General features: G+C 66.0%; 21 protein-coding genes. 8 read left to right on the top strand and 13 right to left on the bottom strand.

All coding sequences use genetic code 11. The features are described 5' to 3' along the window. Positions 1–11 precede the first annotated feature (11 nt). The 3 genes from LMA02_RS07710 (at position 12) to LMA02_RS07700 (ending at position 3,158) form a co-directional block, all read left to right on the top strand. The gene (locus LMA02_RS07710) at positions 12–1,049 is read left to right on the top strand and encodes an ABC transporter permease subunit (protein ID WP_166721531.1); all 1,038 of its coding nucleotides are present in this window, start codon (positions 12–14) and stop codon (positions 1,047–1,049) included. A gap of 86 nt (positions 1,050–1,135) precedes the next feature. Next, a complete protein-coding gene (locus tag LMA02_RS07705) occupies positions 1,136–2,080 on the top strand; it encodes an ABC transporter substrate-binding protein (RefSeq protein WP_166721530.1) in 945 nt (314 codons plus the stop codon). Positions 2,081–2,207: 127 nt separating this feature from the next. Continuing rightward, complete coding sequence (locus tag LMA02_RS07700) at positions 2,208–3,158, top strand: carbohydrate kinase family protein (RefSeq protein ID WP_228907513.1); 951 nt, start codon at positions 2,208–2,210, stop codon at positions 3,156–3,158. 38 nt (positions 3,159–3,196) lie between these two features. On the opposite strand, the gene LMA02_RS07695 is transcribed toward LMA02_RS07700, so the two are convergent. The 3 genes from LMA02_RS07695 to LMA02_RS07685 all read right to left on the bottom strand — a co-directional run bounded on the left by LMA02_RS07695 (position 3,197) and on the right by LMA02_RS07685 (position 6,257). Next, a complete protein-coding gene (locus LMA02_RS07695) occupies positions 3,197–4,915 on the bottom strand; it encodes a SulP family inorganic anion transporter (protein ID WP_228907512.1) in 1,719 nt (572 codons plus the stop codon). Between the two features lie 24 nt (positions 4,916–4,939). Beyond that, positions 4,940–5,566 (bottom strand): ParB-like protein, encoded by a 627-nt coding sequence (locus LMA02_RS07690; RefSeq protein ID WP_228907511.1) that lies wholly within the window; start codon positions 5,564–5,566, stop codon positions 4,940–4,942. A 148-nt stretch (positions 5,567–5,714) separates the two neighbouring features. Further along, positions 5,715–6,257: a GNAT family N-acetyltransferase gene (locus LMA02_RS07685; protein ID WP_228907510.1), complete on the bottom strand. Its 543-nt coding sequence runs from the start codon at positions 6,255–6,257 to the stop codon at positions 5,715–5,717. Between the two features lie 286 nt (positions 6,258–6,543). Here LMA02_RS07685 and LMA02_RS07680 point away from each other — a divergent pair, with 286 nt between their 5' ends. The 4 genes from LMA02_RS07680 to LMA02_RS07665 all read left to right on the top strand — a co-directional run bounded on the left by LMA02_RS07680 (position 6,544) and on the right by LMA02_RS07665 (position 11,780). Further along, positions 6,544–7,764 carry an MFS transporter gene (locus LMA02_RS07680; RefSeq protein WP_228907509.1) on the top strand — a complete coding sequence of 407 codons (1,221 nt, stop codon included), beginning with the start codon at positions 6,544–6,546 and terminating at the stop codon, positions 7,762–7,764. A gap of 216 nt (positions 7,765–7,980) precedes the next feature. Next, positions 7,981–8,799 carry a TetR/AcrR family transcriptional regulator gene (locus tag LMA02_RS07675; protein ID WP_228907508.1) on the top strand — a complete coding sequence of 273 codons (819 nt, stop codon included), beginning with the start codon at positions 7,981–7,983 and terminating at the stop codon, positions 8,797–8,799. Positions 8,800–9,081: 282 nt separating this feature from the next. Further along, positions 9,082–10,836, top strand: coding sequence for an AMP-binding protein (locus LMA02_RS07670; protein WP_228907507.1), 1,755 nt, complete (start codon positions 9,082–9,084; stop codon positions 10,834–10,836). A 29-nt stretch (positions 10,837–10,865) separates the two neighbouring features. Next, positions 10,866–11,780 carry a DUF1571 domain-containing protein gene (locus LMA02_RS07665; RefSeq protein WP_228907506.1) on the top strand — a complete coding sequence of 305 codons (915 nt, stop codon included), beginning with the start codon at positions 10,866–10,868 and terminating at the stop codon, positions 11,778–11,780. 27 nt (positions 11,781–11,807) lie between these two features. Here the strand turns inward: LMA02_RS07665 and LMA02_RS07660 are convergent, their stop codons facing one another. Then, the gene (locus tag LMA02_RS07660; protein WP_228907505.1) at positions 11,808–12,089 is read right to left on the bottom strand and encodes a hypothetical protein; all 282 of its coding nucleotides are present in this window, start codon (positions 12,087–12,089) and stop codon (positions 11,808–11,810) included. Between the two features lie 295 nt (positions 12,090–12,384). Between LMA02_RS07660 and hfq the strand changes: the two genes are divergently transcribed. Next, positions 12,385–12,975, top strand: a complete 591-nt coding sequence (gene hfq, locus LMA02_RS07655; RefSeq protein WP_166721569.1) for an RNA chaperone Hfq — start codon at positions 12,385–12,387, stop codon at positions 12,973–12,975. 83 nt (positions 12,976–13,058) lie between these two features. Here the strand turns inward: hfq and LMA02_RS07650 are convergent, their stop codons facing one another. The 9 genes from LMA02_RS07650 to LMA02_RS07610 all read right to left on the bottom strand — a co-directional run bounded on the left by LMA02_RS07650 (position 13,059) and on the right by LMA02_RS07610 (position 23,005). Next, positions 13,059–13,766, bottom strand: a complete 708-nt coding sequence (locus LMA02_RS07650) for a DUF2968 domain-containing protein (protein ID WP_228907504.1) — start codon at positions 13,764–13,766, stop codon at positions 13,059–13,061. A 54-nt stretch (positions 13,767–13,820) separates the two neighbouring features. Then, the gene (locus LMA02_RS07645; RefSeq protein WP_166721519.1) at positions 13,821–15,212 is read right to left on the bottom strand and encodes a sigma 54-interacting transcriptional regulator; all 1,392 of its coding nucleotides are present in this window, start codon (positions 15,210–15,212) and stop codon (positions 13,821–13,823) included. A gap of 17 nt (positions 15,213–15,229) precedes the next feature. Then, positions 15,230–17,011, bottom strand: coding sequence for a TadG family pilus assembly protein (locus LMA02_RS07640; protein ID WP_228907503.1), 1,782 nt, complete (start codon positions 17,009–17,011; stop codon positions 15,230–15,232). A gap of 95 nt (positions 17,012–17,106) precedes the next feature. Continuing rightward, positions 17,107–17,439 (bottom strand): DUF3613 domain-containing protein, encoded by a 333-nt coding sequence (locus LMA02_RS07635; protein ID WP_228907502.1) that lies wholly within the window; start codon positions 17,437–17,439, stop codon positions 17,107–17,109. Positions 17,440–17,462: 23 nt separating this feature from the next. Further along, positions 17,463–18,350: a pilus assembly protein gene (locus tag LMA02_RS07630; RefSeq protein ID WP_228907501.1), complete on the bottom strand. Its 888-nt coding sequence runs from the start codon at positions 18,348–18,350 to the stop codon at positions 17,463–17,465. Positions 18,351–18,374: 24 nt separating this feature from the next. After that, the gene (locus LMA02_RS07625) at positions 18,375–19,388 is read right to left on the bottom strand and encodes a type II secretion system F family protein (protein ID WP_228907500.1); all 1,014 of its coding nucleotides are present in this window, start codon (positions 19,386–19,388) and stop codon (positions 18,375–18,377) included. 4 nt (positions 19,389–19,392) lie between these two features. Beyond that, positions 19,393–20,376, bottom strand: coding sequence for a type II secretion system F family protein (locus LMA02_RS07620; protein ID WP_228907499.1), 984 nt, complete (start codon positions 20,374–20,376; stop codon positions 19,393–19,395). Then, positions 20,369–21,721 carry a CpaF family protein gene (locus tag LMA02_RS07615; RefSeq protein ID WP_228907498.1) on the bottom strand — a complete coding sequence of 451 codons (1,353 nt, stop codon included), beginning with the start codon at positions 21,719–21,721 and terminating at the stop codon, positions 20,369–20,371. The genes LMA02_RS07620 and LMA02_RS07615 overlap by 8 nt, the downstream gene beginning before the upstream one ends. A 3-nt stretch (positions 21,722–21,724) precedes the next feature. After that, entirely contained in the window at positions 21,725–23,005 is a 1,281-nt protein-coding gene (locus LMA02_RS07610) for a fimbrial protein (protein WP_228907497.1), read from the bottom strand. Positions 23,006–23,013: the final 8 nt, after the last annotated feature.

Here is a 23,013-nt window from a genome sequence, read left to right as displayed (position 1 = left end):
AAGGTACCGAAATGATCAACCCGACCAAGCAGCGGAACCTCGCTTCCGCGACGGCCCATCCGGTGGCCACCCGTACGCCGCTGATGCGCGGCGCCGATCATCGCGCACGCATGCAGTCGCTGATGCGCACCGCCGGCATGCTGCCGGTGCTGCTGGTTCTCTGCATCGGCTTCGGATTCCTGACCGACGGCTTCTTCACGCTGCAGAACCTGTCGATCGTCACGCAGCAGGCATCGATCAACATCGTGCTCGCGGCCGGCATGACCTTCGTGATCCTGACGGGCGGCATCGACCTGTCGGTTGGCTCGGTACTCGCCGCGTCGGCCGTCGCCGCACTGCTCGCGTCGACCATCCCCGGCTGGGGCTGGCTCGGCGTGCCGATCGCGCTCGCCGTCGGCCTCGTGTTCGGCGCGATCAACGGCGGCCTGATCTCGTTCCTGCGCCTGCCGCCGTTCATCGTCACGCTCGGCGCGATGACGGCCGTGCGCGGGGTCGCCCGCCTGATCGGCAACGACACGACCATCTTCAACCCGCAACTGCCGTTCGCGTTCATCGGCAACGGCACGATCCTCGGTGTGCCGTGGCTCGTCGTGATCGCCTGCGCGGTGATCGCGCTGTCGTGGTTCATCCTGCGCCGCACGGTGCTCGGCATGCGGATCTATTCGGTCGGCGGCAATCCCGAAGCCGCGCGGCTGTCGGGCATCAACGTGCGGGCAATCCAGATGTTCGTCTATGCGGCGTCGGGCCTGCTCGCGGGTCTCGGCGCGGTGATGTCGTCCGCGCGGCTCTATGCGGCCAACGGCCTGCAGCTCGGCCAGTCGTACGAACTCGATGCGATTGCCGCGGTGATCCTCGGCGGCACGAGCTTCGTCGGCGGCGTCGGCTCGATCGTCGGCACGCTGATCGGCGCGCTGATCATCGCGGTACTGACCAACGGCCTCGTGCTGCTCGGCGTGTCGGACATCTGGCAGTACATCATCAAGGGGCTCGTGATCATCGGCGCGGTCGCGCTCGACCGATATCGCCAGCGCGACTCGGCCCGTACCTGACACGCTTTCCTCACCGTTCAACCATCAGGGCGCAGGCAGGTCCTCCTGCGCCCGTCCGCCAACGGACCATCCGGAGACACAACGACATGTTCAAGCACAAAGCCGCCCTGACCGCCGTCGCATGCACGCTCGCATTCGGCGCTGCCGCCGCCCATGCAGCCGACAAGCCGCTGAAATCGATCGGCGTCACGGTCGGATCGCTCGGCAACCCGTACTTCGTCACGATCGTGAAAGGCGCCGAAGCGCGCGCGAAACAGCTCAACCCGAACGCGAAAGTGACCGCCGTGTCGGCCGACTACGACCTGAACAAGCAGTTCACGCAGATCGACAACTTCATCTCCGCGCACGTCGACATCATCCTGCTCAACGCGACCGATCCGAAGGCGATCGAGCCGGCGGTGAAGAAGGCGCAGGCGGCCGGCATCACGGTCGTCGCGGTGGACGTCGCGGCGGCTGGTGCGAACGCGACCGTCCAGACCAACAACGTGAAGGCCGGCGAGCTGGCCTGCGACTATCTCGCGAAGAAGCTCAACGGCAAGGGTAACGTGATCATCGAGAACGGCCCGCAGGTGTCGGCCGTGATCGATCGCGTGAACGGCTGCAAGGCGGTGCTCGCGAAGAATCCGGGCATCAAGCTGCTGTCGAGCGATCAGGACGGCAAGGGCTCGCGCGAAGGCGGGATGAACTCGATGCAGGGCTACCTGACGCGCTTTCCGAAGCTCGACGGCGTGTTCACGATCAACGACCCGCAGGCGATCGGCAGCGATCTCGCGGCGAAGCAGCTGAACCGCCCGAACATCGTGATCACGTCGGTCGACGGCGCGCCCGACATCGAGGTGGCGCTCAAGTCCAACACGCTCGTGCAAGCGTCGTCGAGCCAGGATCCGTGGGCGATGGCGCAGCAGGCCGTCAACGTTGGCTACGGAATCATGAACGGGCAGAAGCCGGCCAATCCGATGATCCTGATCGAGCCGACGCTCGTCACGCGCGACAACGTGAAGGGCTACAAGGGCTGGAGCAGCCCGCGCTGATCGCGTTGCGCGACCCGCGACCCCGGGCGGCGCCGGGCCGCGTCGCCGCGTGCGACGCGCGCCCTGCCCGTCCGTCCACCTCAACCGCCGCACCGCCGCGCGACACGCCGCGGCACGAGATTTCGACATGACGACGACGCTCCCCCGCCTGATCGTATTCGGCGAAGCGCTGACCGATTTCATCCGCGACGATGCGCAGCACTGGCGCAGCGTCGCCGGCGGCTCGTGCTGGAACGTCGCGCGCGTCGGTGCGCGGCTCGGCGTGCCGACCGCATTCGCCGGCACGGTCAGCCGCGATATCTTCGGCGACGAACTGATGCGCCGGAGCGCCGATGCCGGGCTCGACCTGCGCTTCATGCAACAGGTCGATCGCCCGCCGCTGCTCGCGATGGTCGTGTCGAAACAGCCGCCCGACTATTTCTTCATCGGCGAGAACAGCGCCGACCTCGCGTTCGATCCGGTCGACCTGCCCGATGGCACGCTCGACGCGGCCGAGATCGTGCACGTGGGCTCGCTCGGCGTCGTGCGCGAGCCGCTCGCGCCGCGCTTGATCGAGCTCGTGCGGGCTGCCCGCGCGGCCGGCAAGCGGATCTCGTTCGACCCGAACTATCGCGCGCCGATGGCCGCGCCGTCGTATCGCGACACGCTGCGCACGCTGGCCGGTCTCGCCGACTGGATCAAGGTATCCGATGAAGATCTGCGCGGCCTGTTTCCCGAACTCGACGAAGCCGCCGCACTCGCGCAATTGCGCGCCTGGGCGCCCGATGCGACCGTGCTCGTCACGCGCGGCGCCGCGGGCATGCAGCTCCTGCACCGCGACACCGCGCTGTTCCAGCCGGCGTTCGCGACCGAGGTCGCCGACACCGTCGGCTGCGGCGACGCCAGCATCGGCGGCTGGCTCGCCAGCCAACTCATGCATCCCGGCGCATCGGCCGCCGACCATCTGCGCTACGCGGCAGCCTGCGCGGCGGTCGCCTGCGCGCATGCGGGCGCGTATGCGCCGACGGCTGCCGAAGTCGCCGACGTCGTGGCCAGCCGCGCGAGCGCCGAACCGGCCGACACCGCACTATCGCACTAGGCGGCTCCGGAGCTAGCCCGCGCGTGTGCCCCGCAGGCTCACGCGCCTGCCTTCCCGGCATTGCCGTGCGCCTGCAGCAGTTGCAGGCTCTCGTCGACGCTCAGCTCCGACATCGCTTCGTCACGCAGCGTATCGTCGGTCGCGCGACTCAGCGCATGCAGCGCGTGCTCCTTGAGCCGCACGATCGCGAACTGCAGCCCGCGTGCCGCGCATTCGGCCGCGAACGTGCGCAACGACTCGATCGTCGTGCCATCGACGTCCGGCGTTTCCTCGAGACTCAGCATCACGGTATGCGTATCGGGCGCGGCCTTCATCAGCGCGCGCACGCGATTGAGCATCCGGTCGGCGTTCGCGAAGAACAGCTGCGCCTCGGGCCGCACGATCAGCACACCGGGTATCGGCTTCGCATCGGCGTGATTCGCGACGGCGACGAAGTCGTGCCCGTCGCGCAGCCGGCCGAGCACGCTGACGTTCGGCTCCGACAACTTGCGCAGCGTCAGCAGCAGGCTCACGCCGATGGCCGCGAGCAGCCCGTGCAGCACGCCGAGCACGAGCACGGCGAGCATCGCGGCGACCACGACGAGCCGGTCGCGATGCCAGACCCAGTACGGCCGGAACACCGACGGATGCAGCGAATGGCTGACCGCGAAGATCACGATCGCCGCGAGCACGGGCTCCGGCGTGCGCGCGAGTTGCGGCAGCAGCAGCCACACGATCAGCGCGACCACGCCGGCCGCCCACAGGCTCGAGAAACGCGATTGCGCGCCGGCCGCCTCATTCGCCGACGTCGCCGAATAGCCGGCGCCGACCGGCATCCCGTGCAGCAGCCCCGACACGAGGTTCGCGCAGCCGATCGCGACGAGGTCGCGGTTTGGTGACACGCTGTCGCCGTGCTTCAGCGCGAAGTTGCGGATCGATCCGTACGACTCCGCATACAGGATCAGCATCAGCGCGAAAGCAAGCTCGACCGTCTGCATCCATGCGTTGCGGTCGAGTTGCGGCAGGCCGAATTCGAGGTGCTGGAAATCGATGTGGCCCACGATCGCGATCCCGTAGCGCTGCCATTCGACCATATAGCCGGCCGCGATCGACAGCACGATCACGACGAGCGTGGCCGGTACCCGCTTGCTGCGCCCGAGCAGGAACAGCAGCGCGAGCGCGCTCCCGCCGAGCGCGACGCTCGCGAGGTTCGCATGCGGCGCACCGGCGACGAGGTCGAGCGCGACATGCGGCGCATCGCTGTGCTGCACGGAAATCGCGAGGATCTTCGGCAGTTGCTTGAGGACGATCGTCAGCGCGAGCCCGAATGTGAACCCGCGCAGCACTGGCCGCGCGACGAAATCCGACATGCCGCCGAGCCGTGCCGCGCCCGCCAGGATGAACAGCACGCCGGTCATCGCGACGAGTGCGGCCGCCAGCGCGAGTTGCGCGGCGAGCGCCATCCCCGATTCGGCCAGCACGGTCGCCGCGAGCACGGCCGCCGACGACGAGGTCGACGACACAATTGCAAAGCGGCTGCTGCCGGTCAGCGCATACACCACGAGCCCCGACAGCAGTGCGATCAGACCGGCCTGCGGCGGCAGGTTGGCGAGCCCCGCATATGCGACCGCCTCGGGAATCAGCAGCCCGGCGATCGACAGACCGGCGAGCGCGTCAAGGCCGATGCGCCGCGTGGGCGGCGGCGTTGCCGCATCGAGTGCGGCGAAATGCTCGGGATGCTGCGGGCCGGCATCCGGACGGGGCGAGGCGGTCGTCATGAGGCGGTAGGCGCCGTGCGCATGTCAGGGTTTGGCAGCGATGACACCCGACCAGCCGGGCAGATAGCGCGCGTCCTGGTCGTGTGCGCGGCGCAGCGAGACGTCCAGCGCCTTCGAGAAGTTCTTGCGGATCTGGTCGAGCGTCACGTGCTGGCGCAGGTAGTCGGCCCACAGGAATTCGCTGAACGGCGTCGCATCCTTCGCATAGCCGCCCGCCGTGCGCAGTTCGCCCGCGAGGCTGCGGTACGGATCGTCCTCGAGCCCCGTCAGTACCTTCGGCAGATTCGCGTAGTCGCGACGCGAGCCGTCCGAACCGAACGGATGCACCCACTGGTTGTGCTCCATCATCCGCCAGAAGATCGTGTCCTCGAGCCAGGACAGATCCTTCAGCAGCATCGCGTTCACGCGCGTCTGCCCTTCCTCGATCAGCGCGAGGCCGAGATGGTGATGATCGGTGATGTAGTAAAGGCCGCCCGGGCCGAGGACGGCCGGAAACCAGTGAGAGTCGATCGCGGCCTTGCGCGCACGCTTGTCGAGCGCTTTCCAGTGCCTGCGCTTCGCTTTCACTTCGCGATAGCCGACCGTCATTTGTGTCGGACGTAATGCGTCGAGCCGGACGGGAATGAGATGAACGTCGTTGCCGAGTGCCATGGTCGTACCCCATGTTGGGAATTTCCGGCAACGATACTCCTGATCGTGCGAACTGCTAATACCTCGCGATCAGGATCGGCATGCGCTTGACCTTCTCTGACAACCGGCGTCGCTGCCGCGTCACGTCACGTCACGTCACGTCACCGCGTCAGGCTCGCAGGTCGTCGCGCTCGAGACGATGACGCACGTAGGGAATCCCGTCGTGCACGACGCTCACGCGCCGCATCCCGAGCTTGCGGGCGACGTTCAGCGAGCCCGTGTTCGCCTCGGCGATATCGGCGATCACGCGCGGCAGCCGCACGGTGTCGAACGCATGACGCACGACGGCCGCGGCGGCTTCGCACGCGATGCCGCGCCCCCACGCCGCGCGCACCAGCCGCCAGCCGATCTCGACGTCGCGCGCGCCGTCCGCATAGTCGGGAATCAGCAGGATCCAGCCGATGAACGTGCCGGGCGCGGCCTTCTCGAAGATCGACCAGTAGCCGAGGCCCGGCGGATAGTCGCGCGCGATCCGGTGCGTGACGAAGCGGCGATGTTCGTCCGGGTCGTGCCACGGGCCCGCGATGTAGCGCGTGACCTCCGGATCGCGATCCATCTCGATGCTCGCGTCGAGATCGGCCAGCACGCGCGGGCGCAGCCACAACCGCTCGGTCTCCAGGACGGGCAATGCGGCTACGGAAGGTTCGGTCATCGGGACTCCTGATTCGGGGGCGATGCGCATCGTGCGCATCACGCATTACATAACTGCTACAAAAAGCCTTCCGGAAGGATACAGACGCCTGACGCTTGTCTCGCACGCCGTTGTTTCCGCTTGCTCAACAGATCATTTCGTAGGGATTATTCCCGATTCACGGTTATCGCGCCCCACATCGGACGGCGTCGCGGCCTACACTCGGTCCATGCCCCCGCGCCGCGCGCCAGCCGGGCCGGCATCCGCCTTCAGATCGTGAGCGCAAGCCAACGAGGAGACCTCGGACATGAGCTGGACCCGCGAACAACGCAACGTCACGATCGCCGCCTACCTCGGGTGGACGCTCGACGCATTCGACTTTTTCCTGATGGTCTTCGTGCTGAAGGACATCGCCGCCGAATTCGCGTCGACGATCCCCGCCGTCGCGTTCGCGCTCACGCTGACGCTCGCGATGCGCCCGATCGGTGCGCTGATCTTCGGCCGGCTCGCCGATCGCTTCGGCCGCCGCCCGACGCTGATGGTCAACATCGCGTGCTATTCGCTGTTCGAACTCGCATCGGGCTTCGCGCCGAGCCTGACCGCGCTGCTGGTGCTGCGCGCGCTGTTCGGCATCGCGATGGGCGGCGAATGGGGCGTCGGCTCCGCGCTGACGATGGAAACCGTGCCGACCCATGCGCGCGGCTTCGTGTCGGGCTTGCTGCAGGCCGGTTATCCGAGCGGCTATCTGCTCGCGTCCGTCGTGTTCGGCCTGCTCTACCAATACATCGGCTGGCGCGGGATGTTCATGGTCGGCGTGCTGCCCGCGCTGCTCGTGCTGTACGTGCGGGCGCACGTGCCCGAGTCGCCGGCCTGGAAGCAGATGGAAAAGCGTTCGCGGCCGAGCCTCGGCGCCACGCTGCAGCAGAACTGGAAGCTCACGATCTACGCGATCGTGCTGATGACCGCGTTCAACTTCTTCTCGCACGGCACGCAGGATCTCTACCCGACCTTCCTGCGCGAACAGCATCACTTCGATCCGCACACCGTGTCGTGGATCACGATCGTGCTGAACCTCGGTGCGATCGTCGGCGGCCTGTCGTTCGGCGCGATCTCGGAGCGGATCGGCCGCCGGCGCGCGATCTTCATCGCCGCGCTGATCGCGCTGCCGGTGCTGCCGCTGTGGGCGTTCTCGAGCGGCCCGGTCGCGCTCGCCGCCGGCGCGTTCCTGATGCAGATCTCGGTACAGGGTGCGTGGGGCGTGATCCCCGTCCACCTGAACGAGATCTCGCCCGACGAGATCCGCGCGACCTTCCCCGGCGTCGTCTACCAGCTCGGCAATCTGCTGGCGTCGGGTAACGCGACGATGCAGGCGTCGCTCGCGGTTTCGCAAGGCAACAACTACAGTTTTGCCCTCGCGCTCGTCGCCGGCATCGTCGCCGTCGTGATCGCCGTGCTGATCGTGTTCAGCCGCGAACGGCGCGGCATCGACATGACGCAATCGGTCAATACGCGTACCACCGTCGGCTGAACCCGCGCGTTGCCGCATTGCATCATCGCGTGTGCCCCGTCCCGCCGGGGCCGCACGCGATGTATTCCGCATCTGCACATCGAACTAGAGGAATTTGTCCAGATTCCCTGCTTGCCCGCGCCGCCTGCGTTTTTTTATCTTAATAAAAACGGCTGTTTGAATTACATAATCAAATCACCTGTTCGCGGCCGCGCGACCGGCATTGGGAGGCGGGACATGGCAGTAAGTCAGGAGGGGCGATCGTCCGCGGGACGGTCGTCCGGGACGCGGGCACCCGGCAGTCGGCAGGCTGGCGGAACGAAGGCGCGCATTCTCGATGCGGCCGAGGACCTGTTCATCGAGCATGGCTTCGAAGCGATGTCGATGCGGCAGATCACGTCGCGCGCGGCGGTAAACCTCGCCGCGGTCAACTACCACTTCGGCAGCAAGGAAGCGTTGATCCACGCGATGCTGTCGCGTCGGCTCGATCAGCTCAACCAGGAGCGCCTCGGCATCCTCGACCGCTTCGATGCGCAACTCGGTGCGCACATCACCTGCGAGCACGTGCTCGGCGCGATGTTCATTCCGGCGCTGAAGGCGTCGCGCGACCCCGATCGCGGCGGCCCCGCGTTCCTTCGCTTGATCGGCCGCGCGTACACCGACCCGTCGCCGTTCGTGCGCAACTTCCTGACCGCGCACTATGCGAGCGTCGCGGGCCGCTTCTTCGATGCGTTCCAGCGCGCGCTGCCGCATCTGCCGCGCACGGAACTCGGCTGGCGGCTGCACTTCGCGATCGGCGCGCTGTCCGGCGCGCTGGCCGGTGCCGAAACCGAAAGCCTGATCGACGAATTCTCGCAACGCCGCACGATGAACGACGTGCAGATGATCGCGCGGCTGTCCTCGCTGATCGTCGCCGCGCTGAAGGCGCCGATGCCCGACAGCACGCAGTTGTCGATCTTCGCGGCCGTGCTCGACGATGCGGGCGCGAGCGAAGCCTTCGGGCTGCCGCCGGGTACGGCCGCGGCCGATACGGCGACCGCACATTCGGCGAGCTGATTGCGTCACGCCGCGCAGGCGGCGATTCACGATTTGGGCGGCCCGGACCGGCGTTGATGCGCCGGCCCGGGCCGTACGAATGTCATGCGGCGGGAGCCAAGGCTGGCCGGCTTTCGTCGACGAAAAGCATGGGGTGAGAGTAAGCGCTAAAGCGCCAACTCTCGTCGACCGCGAAGCATGGGGCGAGAGCAAGCGCTAAAGCGCCAACTCTCGTCGACCGCGAAGCATGGGACGAGAGTAAGGCGCTAAAGCGCCAACTCTCGTCGACATTGGAGACACATCATGTCCTCATCCGCAGCAACCGCAACGGCCCAGCTCCCGCCGAACAGCGACGGCATCTGGTACGCGTCGTATCCACCCGGCGTGCCGCACGAGATCGACGTCACGCAATACGCATCGCTCGTGCAGTTCTTCGACGAATGCACGACGCGCTTCGCCGAGCGGGTCGCCTACGTGAGCGCAGGCGCATCGATGACCTACCGCACGCTCGCGCAGAAAGTCGAAGCGTTCGCGTCGTATCTGCAAAGCACCGGCGTGAAGCCGGGCGACCGCGTCGCGATCATGCTGCCGAACACGTTCCAGTACCCGGTCGCCCTGTTCGGCACGCTGAAGGCCGGCGCGATCGTCGTCAACGTCAACCCGCTCTATACCGCGCGCGAACTCGCGCACCAGCTGAAGGACAGCGGCGCGCAGACGATCGTCGTGTTCGAGAACTTCGCGCGCACGCTGCAGGAAGCGCTGCCGGAAACGCAAGTGAAGAACATCGTCGTCACCGCGCTCGGCGACCTGCTCGCCGACGGTTTCAATGCGAAGGGACGCCTGATCAACTTCGTGCTGAAGCACGTGAAGAAGCTGGTGCCTGACTACAGCCTGCCGCAGGCGATCCGGCTGCGCTCCGCCCTCGCGCTCGGCGCGCGCGGCAAACCGCAGCCGGTGCCGACGACGCGCGACGATCTCGCGTTCCTGCAATACACCGGCGGCACGACCGGCGTCGCGAAAGGCGCGATGCTCACGCACGGCAACCTGATCGCGAACCTGCTGCAGGCCAAGGCGTGGATCGCCGATCAGGTGTCGGGCGACGTCGAGACCGTGCTGACGCCGCTGCCGCTCTATCACATCTATTCGCTGACGGTGAACGCGTTCATCTTCATGGGGCTCGGCGGGCGCAACATCCTGATCGCTAACCCGCGCGACATGACGATGGTGATGAAGATCATCCGCAACGAAACGTTTACCGGGATCACCGGCATCAACACGCTGTACAACGCGTTCCTCGACAACGAGGAATTCCGCAAGCGCGACTTCTCGCAGCTCAAGCTCGCGATGGCGGGCGGGATGGCGATGCAGCGCGCAGTCGCGGAGCGCTTTCAGGAGGTCACGGGCCGGCCGGTCGTCGAAGGCTACGGGCTCACCGAATGCTCGCCGATCGTCACGATGAATCCGGTGAACCTGAACGACATGGCCGAATTCAGCGGCTCCATCGGCCTGCCCGCTCCGTCGACGCTCGTGCGCTTTCGCCGCGAGGACGGCACTTGGGCCGCCGTCGGCGAGCCGGGCGAGCTGTGCGTGCACGGTCCGCAGGTGATGCGCGGCTACTGGCAGCGGCCCGACGAGACCGCGAAGGTGATCGACGCCGACGGCTGGCTCGCCACCGGCGACATCGGCGTGATGGACGAGCGCGGCTTCATCCGCCTCATCGACCGCAAGAAGGACATGATCCTCGTCTCGGGCTTCAACGTATATCCGAACGAGATCGAGGAAGTGCTGGTGATGCATCCGGGCATCAGCGAAGCCGCAGCAATCGGTATCCCGGACGAAGTCCAGGGCGAACGGATCAAGGTCTTCGTCGTGCGCCGCGACCCGGCGCTGACGGTCGACGACGTGCTCGCGCACTGCCGCAAGAACCTGACCGGCTACAAGATGCCGAAGTTCGTCGAGTTCCGCGACGCGCTGCCGCAGACCAACGTCGGCAAGATCCTGCGCCGCGCGCTGCGCGACGAGGAACTCGCCAGGATCAAGGCCGCGAAACAAGGCTGAACGACGCATCGCTCCGGGAGACACTGTCGATGAACGAGGGAAACAAACGCCGCGCGACGCATACCGCCGCCGCAGTCGCCTGCATGCTGTTGCTCGCGCAGCCGGGCCTGCATGCGCAGGAAACGGCCGATGCCGCGAGCGCGACCCAGGCGGCCGCCCTGCCGGCGGAGCTGGCGAAGGTCACGCACGAGCCGCTCGCGCAGCAGGCGCGCTGGCTGCGCACGGCCGCCCAGCGCGGCACGCTCGCGCAACTCGACGATGCGACGCTGACGACGCTGTTCAAGGCGCTCGATCCGCTCGCCGTGCCGCTCTATATCCGCAATGGTCCCAACGGCTATCCGTCGTACCAGTTCACGATGGTGCGGCAGGAACGCATCAGCGGGAAATGGTCCGACACGCCCGATCGCATGCTCGTCAAGACCACCCGCGAGCCGCTGCGGGTCTATGCGAAATGGCTGCCGGGCGGCGCGCATGCGGGACAGGAGACGATCTACGACACGACCCAGCGCAAGGACGAGATGTACGGCCATCTTGGCGGCCTGCTTGGCAAGATTCCGTTGTGGACGGCGCTCGACGGCGCACTCGCACGCGCGCAGTCGAATCACCAGGTGAAGGATCTCGGCACCGAGTTCATCACGAACCTGTACCTGACCGAAGGGAAGAAATACCAGGAAGCTGGCGTGCAGCGGCCAACGCAGGTGGAAGCGAAGACGATCGGCGGCGTACGCGTCGTCGCACTCACCTACGAGACGCCGACCGGCCGGCCGCAGTTTTACGCGAAGAAGGAAACGCTCGGGCTCGACCTGCACGCGCCCTACTTCCGGACCGTCGAATCCTATGACAACGACGGCAAGATCTTCGAGCGGATCATCATCGAGAAGATCGCGCCGGCAACGCTCGACGAATCCGCGTTCGACCCGAAAAACCCGGACTACGCGTTCTGAGCGTCAACGGCGCGCCGCATGTCGCGCTCAGTCGTCGTCATCGTCGTGGTGGTGCTTGTGCCAATGCTTGTAATAGTGCCTGCGCCATTTCCGGTAACGGTCGTCGTCCTCGTCGCCGTAGTAGCCGTATCCGTAACCCGGATACGCGACGACCGCCGGCTGCGGCGCCACATAGACCGGTGCCGGCTCGACATAGACCGGTGCGACCGGCACGCCAATGCCGACCGACAGGTCGACGTGCGCCATTGCACTGGCGGAAGCGAGCAACGCCACACTCCCGATCGATACCGCCAATCCCCTCTTGCTCATGTTTCCCTTCCCTGATCCGCCGGCCTGCCCGGCACGCGCGATGAAGATAATCCGGCCGCGCCAGGCCAGGTGCTACGCCGTTGCGAGAGTCGTAACGCGACGTAACGAAACGGCGCTAGCCATTTGGCCGAATCGCGAAAACGCGCTGGAACGTCTATAGTGGGTTACGGTTCGACACAATCACGACCGCGCGCGGGTGGAACGAACAGGGTAAAATCCCGCCAAACACCTGGTGGGCGACCACGCCATCCACACGCACAACATATTCTCTGACGCAGGCTCCTGCCGCACCTCAATGGCCAATCCCGCAGAATCCCATCCGCAAAACGACTTCATCAATTCGGCGCGCAAGGAACGTAAGCGTGTTGAAATCTATCTCGTCAACGGCATTCGTCTGACGGGGTGTATCGAGTCGTTCGACCAGTACCTGGTGATGCTGCGCACCCCCGTGGGTCTGCAAGGCATCTACAAGCGTGCGATTTCCACGATCCAGCTCGATACGGGCGGCTCGCGCCCGGGCGGCGGCGGCCCCCGCGGCCCGCGTACCGGCGGTCGGCCGGGCGGCCGCGAAGGCGGCGGTCACAGCCCGTACGGCTCGCACGGCGGCTCCCGCGAATCGCGCGGCGACGGCGGCTACGGCTCGCGCGAGCCGCGTGAAGGTTACGGCTCCCGTGAACCGCGCGAAGGCTATGGCTCCCGCGAACCGCGCGAGGGTTATGGCGCGCCCCGCGAAGGTTACAGCGCGCCGCGCGAACCGCGTGAAGGCTACGGCGCGCCGCGCGATGCCGGTGATGCATCGGGCAACACGTCGCAGTCCGATACACGCGGCGGCAACGGGCCAGTGATCGTCACGCGCCGCCGGCGAATCGTGCCGGACGGCCAGTAAAACAAAAGGGCAAGCCAATCGGCTTGCCCTTTTTCCTGGTGGGTCGGCGCGGCATGTCGCCGCACCGGCCGTACCGTGATCGCTCAGTGTGCCGTCGCCGGCAAGCCTGCATTGGCCTCACGCTGCAGCGAACGCACCTGCTGCTGCAATGCGCGCAGTTGCGACTGAAGCTCCGCCTGCTGCGCCTGCAACGCCGCCGTTTCATTGCGGACGCTCTTCTGGCGATCCACGACCGCAGCCTGCTGCTCGCGTGCGATGGAGATGTCGGCCTGCAGACGCCGCGCCCGCTCCTGCGTGAGCGCGATCTGCCGGTCCGTCTGTGCCTTCTGCGATTCCAGCTTCGTCGCACGCAATTCGTTGACGGCCAGCCGTTCCGCCTGATGCGAGAAATCGCGATAGACCGCTTCCGCCCGCGTTTCGTCGTAAGTCTTGATCACGCGCCAGAACGCCTTCTGCTGGAACAGCGCGACGAAATAGGCACCGTCCTTCACGCTGAACAGCAGGCTCGCGCCGTAGCTGCCGTTATAGCTGGTGCGCATTTCCGTCAGCGAATGCGCCTGGATCTGGCGCTGCAGCTCGTCAACCGTGCTCGGCCCGGTCGTCTCACCCGCCTGCGGCTGCACTGACGTTTGAACCTGCTGATCAAGCACCGGAATCGCCGCCACCGGGGCCGACGCCTGCTGTACCGCCGGCGCCCCATTGCCTGCCAACCCCTGCGCGTACGCGCCCTGCACGCCTCCCATCATGGCGAGCAACACGCACGCCCGCCCCAACCCCGTCATATGGCTCATGAATTTTTATTCCCGCCCGTGTCGTTGTAATTCAGCGCGATTTTATCTCATTAATTACTCGCTTTCGCGGGTCTCGGGCTCTTCGTCGAATATCTGATATTTACGCATCTTTTCCCACAACACCTTACGGCTGATGCCGAGCTGCAGCGCCGTATCCTGGCGCCGCCAACCGTTTGCGTCGAGCGCCGCGATCACGCGGCTGCGCTCGTTCATGTCCCACTTGCTTCGGTCGACGAAGACTTCCGCCGCGCTTTCCGCCGGCACCGGCTGCGCCGAGTTGCGCGCATGCGCGACCAGCCGCTGCAGCCGCGCCGCATCCCAGCCGCCCGTCTGCCGCACCGTCACGCCGACGCGCTCCGCGAGGTTGCGCAGTTCGCGCACGTTGCCGGGGAAATAGCTGTCCGCGACCGCATCCGCGAGCCAGTACGGCAGATCGGACAGCTGCGCGAGCCGCTCGTCGCCCACCACTTCCGCGACGAACGACTTGAACAGCGCGATCTTGTCGACCGCGCCCCGCTCCTCCAGCGACGGAATGCTCAGCTCGATCACCGCGAGCCGATAGTAAAGATCCGCGCGGAACAGGCCGTCCTTCACGAGCTGCGGCAGCTTCTTGTTGCTGGCCGCGACGAGACGAAAATCGACCTTGAGCGGCGTCGTCGCGCCGACCCGCAGCACGGCGCCGTCCTCGAGCACGCGCAACAGCTTGACCTGCTGGTACAACGGCAGGTCACCGACTTCGTCGAGGAACAGCGTGCCGCCCGCCGCCTGTTCGAAATAGCCTTTATGCGCAACAACCGCGCCGGTGAACGAACCTTTCGCATGCCCGAAGAACAGCGATTCGAACAGGCCGTCAGGGATCGCACCGCAGTTGACCGGCACGAATTCGCCGTTGCGATAGCGCGAATGCTTTTCGTGGAGCAATTGCGCGATCCGTTCCTTGCCGACGCCGGTTTCGCCGTGCAGCAGTACGTTGGTGTCGCAGTCCGCGAACGTGTCGACTTCGTGCAGCAGCGCCTGCATCGACTCCGAGTGCGCGACGAGTTCGGACGGCTGCAGCGTTTCGGCCGCGTGCGCGCGCAGCTGCGTGACGAGCTTGCCGATCATCCCGCGCAGTTCGGCGCAGGTGAAGTCGAGCGGCAGAATGTGCGAATAGTCGGGCGGATACTGCGATGCGTCGTGGTCGCGCGCCGCGCCGACCCAGACGACCGGCATGCCGATGTTGGCTTGCCAGTCGCGCAGGAACGCCGCGCCGGTTTCAATCATCGTCACGCTGATGATCGCGAGCGATGGCCGCAATGCGGCGCGCTCCGGCGAGATTTCCGCATTGTCGGCGCGGATCACTTCGACGTCGAAGCTCGCCATGCAGCGGGCAACGCGGTCGACAATGTCCGCCTTGCCTTCCCAGACGTACAGATCGAGTTCTGCGATTGCGGGCGTGTTTCTCATCGGGTGGTCTTGCTTCTCTAATTACTGACAGTTTGCGCAGCGCCGCAGGTCAGCGACATCTGATGTACCGTGGCGGCACCGAGCTGGACGCCAAGCAGATCCAGCAGCGGATTGATGATACCGTCCAGCGCGCTCAACAGCGGGCTCAAAACGCCGGTCAGGAGCCCCAGCAGTTTCGGAATGAAATCCGGTGTGATCGGGACGGTGACGATTCCGAACAGCAGCTCCGCTTTCGGCGTGATCGTGGCCGAGCTCAGACCCGCCAATGCATTGCTCACGGCCGAACCCAGCGCATTCGTGTTGGTGGTCCAGTAGTAGGACGGATCGCTTCCGCCCCGTCCGTAAAACGTATTGGTCGCCGTGTTGCCGGCCAGATTCACCGACACGTTGGAAACGGTCGCGGAAACCTCGACCGCGCCAGCCAGCACAAGCACGTCGAGCACCTTGGCGGGCGTCGAGCAGCTGTAGGTCGCCGGCAGGTTGAGCAGGTTGCCGCTGAGCGGCGGCTGGCCGATACATAGATTCGCGACGCTCGGTTGCGCGCTGATCGTGGCCGAATTCGGCGAGGTCTGGCAATTGGTCGACAACAGCGTTGCGCTGCCCGCGCCGAGCTGCACGTAAAGCGGCAGATACACGTTCGCGGACGCCACGACCGGCAGCGGATTCACACCGAGGTTGACGAGGAGATAGAGGCCGATCTGCGCATTCGTCGCGACCGTGCGCCACGCGCCGGTCGCGTCCTTCCCGCCTTCGCCCACCGCGATGGTCGGCGGGCTGATGATCTGCACCTGCAACTGCGCGATCGATACGGAAGTGCCGTTCGGCAGCGCAAGCGGCACATTGGCGCCGATTACGACGCCCGGCTTGCCGCTCTGTGAGATCTGCGCCATCGCCATCACGAGATCGAGCACGTTCACGGTCGCGTCGGCCGCCGCCTGCGCATTCGCGAGGCCGAGCGTGAGCAGCGACGTGGCACCCTGTCCGGTCAGGCGCGCGACGTTGATGCTGGTATTGCTGAGCAGGCTCAGGTTGATGATGTTGTTCAGTGCGCCGGTCGCACTCGACTGCAGAGCGGTGCCGAGGGTGGTGGTCTTCCCGACGGCCGCCACCGTCGCCTTGAGCAGCGTGCCGACCGATGCCTGCGCATTGACCAGCCCGCCCATCGTCCCGTTGCCCACCGACAGCGACTGCAGCGCGACGGCGATATCGCCCAGCTTGACGTTCGCGCAGGCAAGCCCCTGATAGGACGCAAGATTGAGCGTCAACGGCGTACCGCCCTGGCCTTGCAGCAGCGCGCCCAGCAGCGCATTCACCAGACCGGGATTGCCGGTCGGCACACCCGAGCAGCCGACTCCACCGACGGCGGCCAGCGTCGCGCCGATCGAAAACGTGTCGATGTTGGTCGCCTTCGCGGTCGACGTGGCGGTCACGGTGCGTGTCGGTCCGAAGAAGAAATACGGCATCGACTTGGAAATCGTGACCCGGACCGCATTCAGCTGGGTGAGCTTGGGAACCGATGTCTTCGACGAATAGAAACTGCTCGACGTCCCGGTGGCCGTCGGTGCCCAATAACCGCAATCGGCCGACAGGGTCGTGGTGCCGCCGACGGAAAAGCCGTTCGTCGACGCGTTTTTCGTGGCCACGCTCGTCACGTTCGCACACGCATCGTCCAGCCGCTGGACCGCGGCCAGCGCCGCGAGATCGGCGACGCGCTGCATGTCGCGGCGCGCCAGAAACACGTTGCCGATGTCGACCGAACCGAGAATGACCATCGCCAGCAGTATCCATACGGACGCCATGACGACGACCGCGCCGCGCTGTCGCCGCGGCGCGGCGCGCCCCCGTCCGGACACTCGATTCGATGAATGGCGAGCCGCGATCATTACCGTCTCGCTCAATACGTTTGCATGGAATGCTGTCCGCCGGACCCGCCGCTGCCGTTCTCGTTGACCGGCGACCCCATCGACTCCGGAATCTTGTGCTTGAACGAATCGAGATAGCGCTGGTAGCTGAGCGACGCGGTATCACCCAACATCGGCAACGCCGGTCCGGCCGCACGGTTGTCCCGCTGCAGCGCGAGCAGCGCGTCGGTCGAATGGCCGACTTCCGCCGCCGACGGCATCGATTCCGCGCAATGTGCCGCAGTCGCGGCCCCCAACAATGCAACCACTGTGATGCCGCGATGCAGCCCTGCAAGGCGGCGATTGAAATGTTTGTCGTTCGTCATGTCACTTCCCCCCGAATGCTTTGTCATTGTGCGAACCGTTGCAGCAGCGGCGCGGTGGGATCAAATCCCTGAATGTTTGCGACTGGCGATGGCCGCCGTGAGACATCGGCGCCCGACACGTCGACCACGCTGCCCGAGCCGACCGGCGTCACCGTCGCGACCGAGGCCGGTGGCGGTGCCGCGCGGCGCCACGCGCGCGCTGCCGCCGTGATTTTCGTCGCGTCGCCGCGGATGTCGTTGCGCACGTCGGCCGACAGCTTCTGCTGTGCCATGAGCCGCTGCGCGTCGTGCGTACGGCCGGACGCGAGCAGGTACAGCACCAGGTTGCTGATGATCTTTGGATTGTTCTGGTCGAGTTCAGCCGCCTTCATCAGCGGGATGCGCGCACCGTCGATATCGCCGCCGCGCAATTTTGCGTAGGCGAGATCCGACAGCGTCGCGGCATCGGTCGGTGCCAGCACCGTCGCCTGCGACAATGCCTGCGCGGCGCGCGGGAAATCGCCCGCAGCACCGGCGATCAGCCCCAGCCCGCGATACCCGCGCGACGCCAGCGGCGTGTTGAGCAGTTGCGTATAAACAGCCGCGCTCGCCGCCGGCTGGTCGGTCATGCGCAACGCATCGGCGCGCAGAAGGATGGTCTGCGGTGACGCACCGTACTGCTTCTCGTATGCATCGATATGCGCGAGCGACGCGTAATACAGTCCTTGCGACTGCATCCGCTCGATCAGGCCCAGATACATGCCGGGCGTATCGGGTGCCGCCTGTTTCTGCGCCGCGGCGTCCATCAATGCCGCACGCTCGGCCTGCGGACCGACCCCGTACCCGCTTTCCTTGAACGCCGAACACGCGCAGAGCAGGCTCGCCATCGCCACCATGCCGGCCACTTTCGCGACTTCATCGATGCGTTTCATTTTCCGTCCTTTCCCTTCCCTGCGTCAGCGCTGCGCCTGGCTCAGCGCACGCAACACCGAGATCATCCCCGGCCCGGCCGTCACGATCAGCAGCGCAGGCAGAAGCGTCACGATCATCACGCCCGTCATCTTCACCGTCAACCGACCGATGCGCTCGCGCAGCATCGCACGACGAGCCTCGCGCAAGCGTTCGCCGAACTGCTTGAGCGGCTCCTGGACCGCGCCGCCGTGCTTGTCGACCTGTATCAGCAATCGCACGATGGCGCGCAGATCCTCGTTTTCAAAGCCCGAAGACAACCGCTGCAACGACTGCTCACGTGTTCGCCCCGCCGCGAACTGCCGTTGGGCGATTTCCATTTCCGACGAGAGCACGGGCATCATGCCCTTGAAGTCGTTCGTGACGACCTGAATACTCTGATCGAGCGACAAGCCAACCCCTTGAAGCAGACGCAGCATGTCGACCAGCAGCGGCAACTCGTCGATCACCGCTTGTCGACGCTTCGCGGCACGGCGCCTCAGGTAGAGCTTCGGCACCATGAATCCGACGATGAACGAAATACCCACGCCTAGCCACCACTGCGTGCCACTCACATGCGGCCCGACCACGCCGATGTATGCGAGCGGAATGACGATCGAGCAGGCGATCCGCGCACTCAGGAACAAACCGCGCGTGCGCGTATCGACAAAACCGCATTGCTCGAGCAGCAGCCGATCCTCTTCGGCCACGACCAGCCGACCGATACCGGTATCCAGCCATCGCATCCCGAACACCGACAGACGCGCCTGCATTTGCGCGAATCGCGACGGCTGACCGGGTGCCTGCCGGACGTCCGGCTCCTTCCTCAACGATTCATCCGCATCCTGGGCTGCCCGCCCGCTGGCGGCCGCCAGCGCTGCAAGCCGCCGCTCGAGTGCATCGGTCAGTGTCCGGCCGCTGCGCGATTGCGCGTGTGCGCTGCGGATCGCGAGCAGCGCCAGCAACAGGATGCCCAGCGCGCCAAGCACCAGTGCGAGCGAACCAAGTTGATTGGCTGTCATGCCGTCACCTGAGTTTGGCCATGTGATAAAGCCAGATCCCGCCCGCTGCCTGCAGCATGAAAGCGAGGACCAGCAACTGGCGACCGGTGTAATCGTTCCACATCGACTGGAGATAGAGCGGATTGGTCGCGATGACGAAGCTGCCGATCGCGATCGGCAGCATGACGAGCACCCATGCAGACAAACGCGTTTCCGACGACATCGCCTCCAGTTCCCGCTCGGCCTGTTCGAGGTCGCGCATGAACGTCGACATCCGGTCGAGCATGATGTCCGCGCGCCCGCCGTACCGCACCGACAGCCGCAGCACCGACCCGACCAGTTCGAACTCCTTCGTGTGGTACACGTTCGCGATATGCATCATCGCGCGGTCGATCTCGACGCCCGTCCGCAGCATCCTCGACACATGGTCCAGGCATCCGCGCAACGGCGCCTCGGTCGTCTGCAGCGCGGCCTGGAACGCGGCCGGCACGCTGTTGCCCAGCGTCACCAGCCGCACGATGCCGTCCAGAAACGACGGCAACTGACGAACGATCATCTGGCGCCGCCGATGGATGCGCGACACCAGCCAGAACACGAGCAGCGCGGCACCGCAGACGAGCGCTGCGATGCCGCCGAGCCAGCCGCCCCGATCGCCGGCAGCAAACGCCGCCCCGATCAGCGCCAGGAGCGCAAGCAGCGCTTTGCCGCGCGCGTCCTCGATTCCCGCGCGACTTGCTACGTTGGCGAAATACTCGGCCGCGACTGCGCGCCAGCGTCCCCATTGCGAAGCAGGTACGCCGGCTGACGCGCGTGCCGCGGCGGGCACTGCCGGCCCGGCAGACGCCGGCCGCGCTTGCCGCTGAGGCACACCGCCCGCTCGCGCGCCGGGTTCGATCCGGCTGTCGATGAAGCGCTGCACGTCGGCGCGATCGCGCTTCATCTCGCCGTGCCGCCACAGCATCAGCGCGGCGGCCACGAGCAGAAGCGCCATTGCCAGCACGCTATACATTGAAACCCCCGCCGCCGCGGCCGAACCCGCCACCGCCGCCACTACCGCCGAAGCCGCCCTGCAGCGTCTGACGGAAGCGGGCGAGCTTCGGCGAGTGCGGATGAATGCCGAGCGATTCCCAGTTGTCGACTTCTTCGCCTTCGGGCGTCACGCGCGCCTCGTAGCGATACAGTTCCTGCGTCGCGATGATGTTGTCCGACAGGCCGGTTACCTCGGTGATCGACAGGATCCGGCGCCGTCCGTTAGACAGACGGCCAATCTGCACGATGAAGTCGATCGCGTTCGCGATTTGCCGTCGCAGGCTCGACTCGGTGCCCTGGAACCCGGCGAAGCCGGCCAGCATCTCGAGACGATAGAGGCACTCGCGCGGTGAACTCGCATGCACGGTCCCCATCGAGCCGTCGTGACCCGTGTTCATTGCCTGCAGCATCTCGAGCACCTCGCCGCCGCGCACTTCGCCCACGATGATCCGGTCCGGGCGCATCCGCAGCGTATTGCGCAGCAAATCGCGAATCGACACGACGCCGGTCCCGTCGAAGCCGCCGGGCCGGCTTTCGAGGCGCACGACATGCGGGTGATTGAGCGACAGTTCGGCCGTATCCTCGATCGTCACGACGCGCTCCGGCTCGGGAATGTGGAACGCGAGCGCATTGAGCAGCGAAGTCTTGCCTGAGCTCGTGCCACCCGACACGAGGATGTTGCAGCGTGCCTCGACCGCCGCCTCGAGCAGCGCGCCGATCTCCGCATTGAACGTGCCGTTGCCGAGCAGATCGGCCGGCTTGAGCGGATCCTTGCGGAATTTCCGGATCGACACGACCGGCCCGTCGATCGACAGCGGCTCGATCACCACATTGACACGCCCGCCGTCCGGCAGGCGCGCATCGACCATCGGATTCGATTCGTCCAGGCGCCGGCCGATCGGCGCAAGAATGCGTCGCACGATACGCAGCAGGTGCGCGTTATCGGTAAAGCGAATCGGCAGCTTGACCAGGATCCCGTGGCGCGACACGTAGATGTCGTTGTAGCCGTTGATCAGGATGTCCTCGACATGCGGATCGGCGAGCAAGTCCTCGATCGGCCCGAACCCGGCAAGCTCCTTGGTCAGCGCCTCGGCAATCGCCCTGACCTCGTTCTCGTTGAGCGGGATGCGTCGCAAACGCACGAAGCTGTCGATTTCCAGGTCGACGAACTGATTGATTGCCTGGCGCGACCAACGACCGAATTCGGCCCCCAGTTCCTCAATGCGCGTCAGCAAGTGTTCGTGCGCGGCGTTCTTGATGTCATGGAACTGCTGCGACTGGGAGAACGGCGCGGCGCCGTCGGCAAATTGAATGTCGTGTGCCATCGCTTACGAACGCTTGGACGAAGGTTGAATGAAACGCTTGAGCACGGACAGGCCCGAAGCGGCGCTCCTTGCTGGCGCCACCGTGCCTGCCAGTCGCTCCGCGAGCGGCTCGAGCGCACGTACATACGGATCGCGCTCGGCCATGTCGACGATGAGTCGCCCCTGGTTGGCCGCCTGCCCGATCGACACGCGCCGCGCAGGCAGCGTCGTCAGCAACGCGATGCCGAGGCGGTCTGCGATCTGGGCCGGCGTCAGGCTCAGCGCCGCGTCGTACTGATTGACAACGAGACGCATCTTGCCGAGGTCCATCCCCGCATCGCGCAGCCCCTCGAGCAGATCGACCGCGGAGACGATCGACGCGACGCCCTGATCGCAGACCAGCCACGCCTCGTCGGCAACCGCCGCGATCTGCGCGACGAACTCCAGGTTTGTAAAGCCGCCGAGATCGACAATCTGTTGATCGAAGAATGCGCGCAGCCGGTTCAGCAGGCCGACGCAGGCCGCATACGACACGTCGCGCAAATCGGCGAGGTTCGGCGGCAGCGTCGTCAACGCGACGCCGCTCGCGTGTCGCGTGAGGGCCGTGTTGACGAAGGTCCGGTCGATGCGGCGCAGGTTGCGCACGGCCTCGACGAAATGGAATTCGCAACGCGTGTTGAGAAAGAGTGCGCTATCGCCCGCCGGCAGACCCAGATCGACGAGCGCCGTTTGCCGGGCATGCGGCGTGGCAACACCGAAGGCAGGTGCGTCGCCGGCGACGATACCGGCGGCCCCGCGCTTGTGCAGCCATACGGCCAGATTCGATGCGAGCGTACTCACGCCCATCCCGGCGCGCGCACCGAGCAGCGCGACCAGCTTGCCGTGGCGATTGGCCGGTTCGGCGCCGGCGTGCTCGAGCAGTCCGCGCGTGATACGCAATGCGTCTTCCGCACTGCCGGAAACGTCGATGAAATCGCGCACGCCGGCCCGGAGCGCCGCGAGCGCACTTTCCGGCTCCGCCAGCGTACCGAGCGCGACGACCGGCAGGCTCGGGTGTGCAACACGCACCGCCGCCGCGGCAGCACTCGCTTCGGCCTGGGCACGGGAAAAATCGATGAAGACGATCGCGGGGTTGAGGCCGACGATGCGCTGGGCCAGCGGGCCGGGCTCCAGCGACACCGCTTCCACCATGCCGGCCGAGACGAGCGTATCCCGCAGCCAGCGGAGATGCTCGTCCTGGTGGGATGCGCATACAAAATAATCAGTCACGGCGGGCTCAGCCAATGAATGGGTTCTCGCGTTCATGTTGAATA

The organism is Burkholderia sp. B21-005 (assembly GCF_020843965.1).
GTDB classification, from domain to species: domain Bacteria; phylum Pseudomonadota; class Gammaproteobacteria; order Burkholderiales; family Burkholderiaceae; genus Burkholderia; species Burkholderia ambifaria.
This window is presented reverse-complemented; position numbering and strand designations above follow the sequence as displayed.

Bases quoted from the DNA above. Each gene is read 5' to 3' on its own strand.
- LMA02_RS07635 (WP_228907502.1), bottom strand. From the start codon at position 17,439: ATGACGAACGACAAACATTTCAATCGCCGCCTTGCAGGGCTGCATCGC.
- LMA02_RS07670 (WP_228907507.1), top strand. From the start codon at position 9,082: ATGTCCTCATCCGCAGCAACCGCAACGGCCCAGCTCCCGCCGAACAGC.
- LMA02_RS07650 (WP_228907504.1), bottom strand. From the start codon at position 13,766: ATGAGCCATATGACGGGGTTGGGGCGGGCGTGCGTGTTGCTCGCCATG.
- LMA02_RS07630 (WP_228907501.1), bottom strand. From the start codon at position 18,350: ATGAAACGCATCGATGAAGTCGCGAAAGTGGCCGGCATGGTGGCGATG.
- hfq (WP_166721569.1), top strand. From the start codon at position 12,385: ATGGCCAATCCCGCAGAATCCCATCCGCAAAACGACTTCATCAATTCG.
- LMA02_RS07695 (WP_228907512.1), bottom strand. From the start codon at position 4,915: ATGACGACCGCCTCGCCCCGTCCGGATGCCGGCCCGCAGCATCCCGAG.
- LMA02_RS07620 (WP_228907499.1), bottom strand. From the start codon at position 20,376: ATGTATAGCGTGCTGGCAATGGCGCTTCTGCTCGTGGCCGCCGCGCTG.
- LMA02_RS07645 (WP_166721519.1), bottom strand. From the start codon at position 15,212: ATGAGAAACACGCCCGCAATCGCAGAACTCGATCTGTACGTCTGGGAA.
- LMA02_RS07615 (WP_228907498.1), bottom strand. From the start codon at position 21,721: ATGGCACACGACATTCAATTTGCCGACGGCGCCGCGCCGTTCTCCCAG.
- LMA02_RS07680 (WP_228907509.1), top strand. From the start codon at position 6,544: ATGAGCTGGACCCGCGAACAACGCAACGTCACGATCGCCGCCTACCTC.
- LMA02_RS07610 (WP_228907497.1), bottom strand. From the start codon at position 23,005: ATGAACGCGAGAACCCATTCATTGGCTGAGCCCGCCGTGACTGATTAT.
- LMA02_RS07685 (WP_228907510.1), bottom strand. From the start codon at position 6,257: ATGACCGAACCTTCCGTAGCCGCATTGCCCGTCCTGGAGACCGAGCGG.
- LMA02_RS07710 (WP_166721531.1), top strand. From the start codon at position 12: ATGATCAACCCGACCAAGCAGCGGAACCTCGCTTCCGCGACGGCCCAT.
- LMA02_RS07640 (WP_228907503.1), bottom strand. From the start codon at position 17,011: ATGGCGTCCGTATGGATACTGCTGGCGATGGTCATTCTCGGTTCGGTC.
- LMA02_RS07700 (WP_228907513.1), top strand. From the start codon at position 2,208: ATGACGACGACGCTCCCCCGCCTGATCGTATTCGGCGAAGCGCTGACC.
- LMA02_RS07675 (WP_228907508.1), top strand. From the start codon at position 7,981: ATGGCAGTAAGTCAGGAGGGGCGATCGTCCGCGGGACGGTCGTCCGGG.
- LMA02_RS07690 (WP_228907511.1), bottom strand. From the start codon at position 5,566: ATGGCACTCGGCAACGACGTTCATCTCATTCCCGTCCGGCTCGACGCA.
- LMA02_RS07660 (WP_228907505.1), bottom strand. From the start codon at position 12,089: ATGAGCAAGAGGGGATTGGCGGTATCGATCGGGAGTGTGGCGTTGCTC.
- LMA02_RS07665 (WP_228907506.1), top strand. From the start codon at position 10,866: ATGAACGAGGGAAACAAACGCCGCGCGACGCATACCGCCGCCGCAGTC.
- LMA02_RS07705 (WP_166721530.1), top strand. From the start codon at position 1,136: ATGTTCAAGCACAAAGCCGCCCTGACCGCCGTCGCATGCACGCTCGCA.
- LMA02_RS07625 (WP_228907500.1), bottom strand. From the start codon at position 19,388: ATGACAGCCAATCAACTTGGTTCGCTCGCACTGGTGCTTGGCGCGCTG.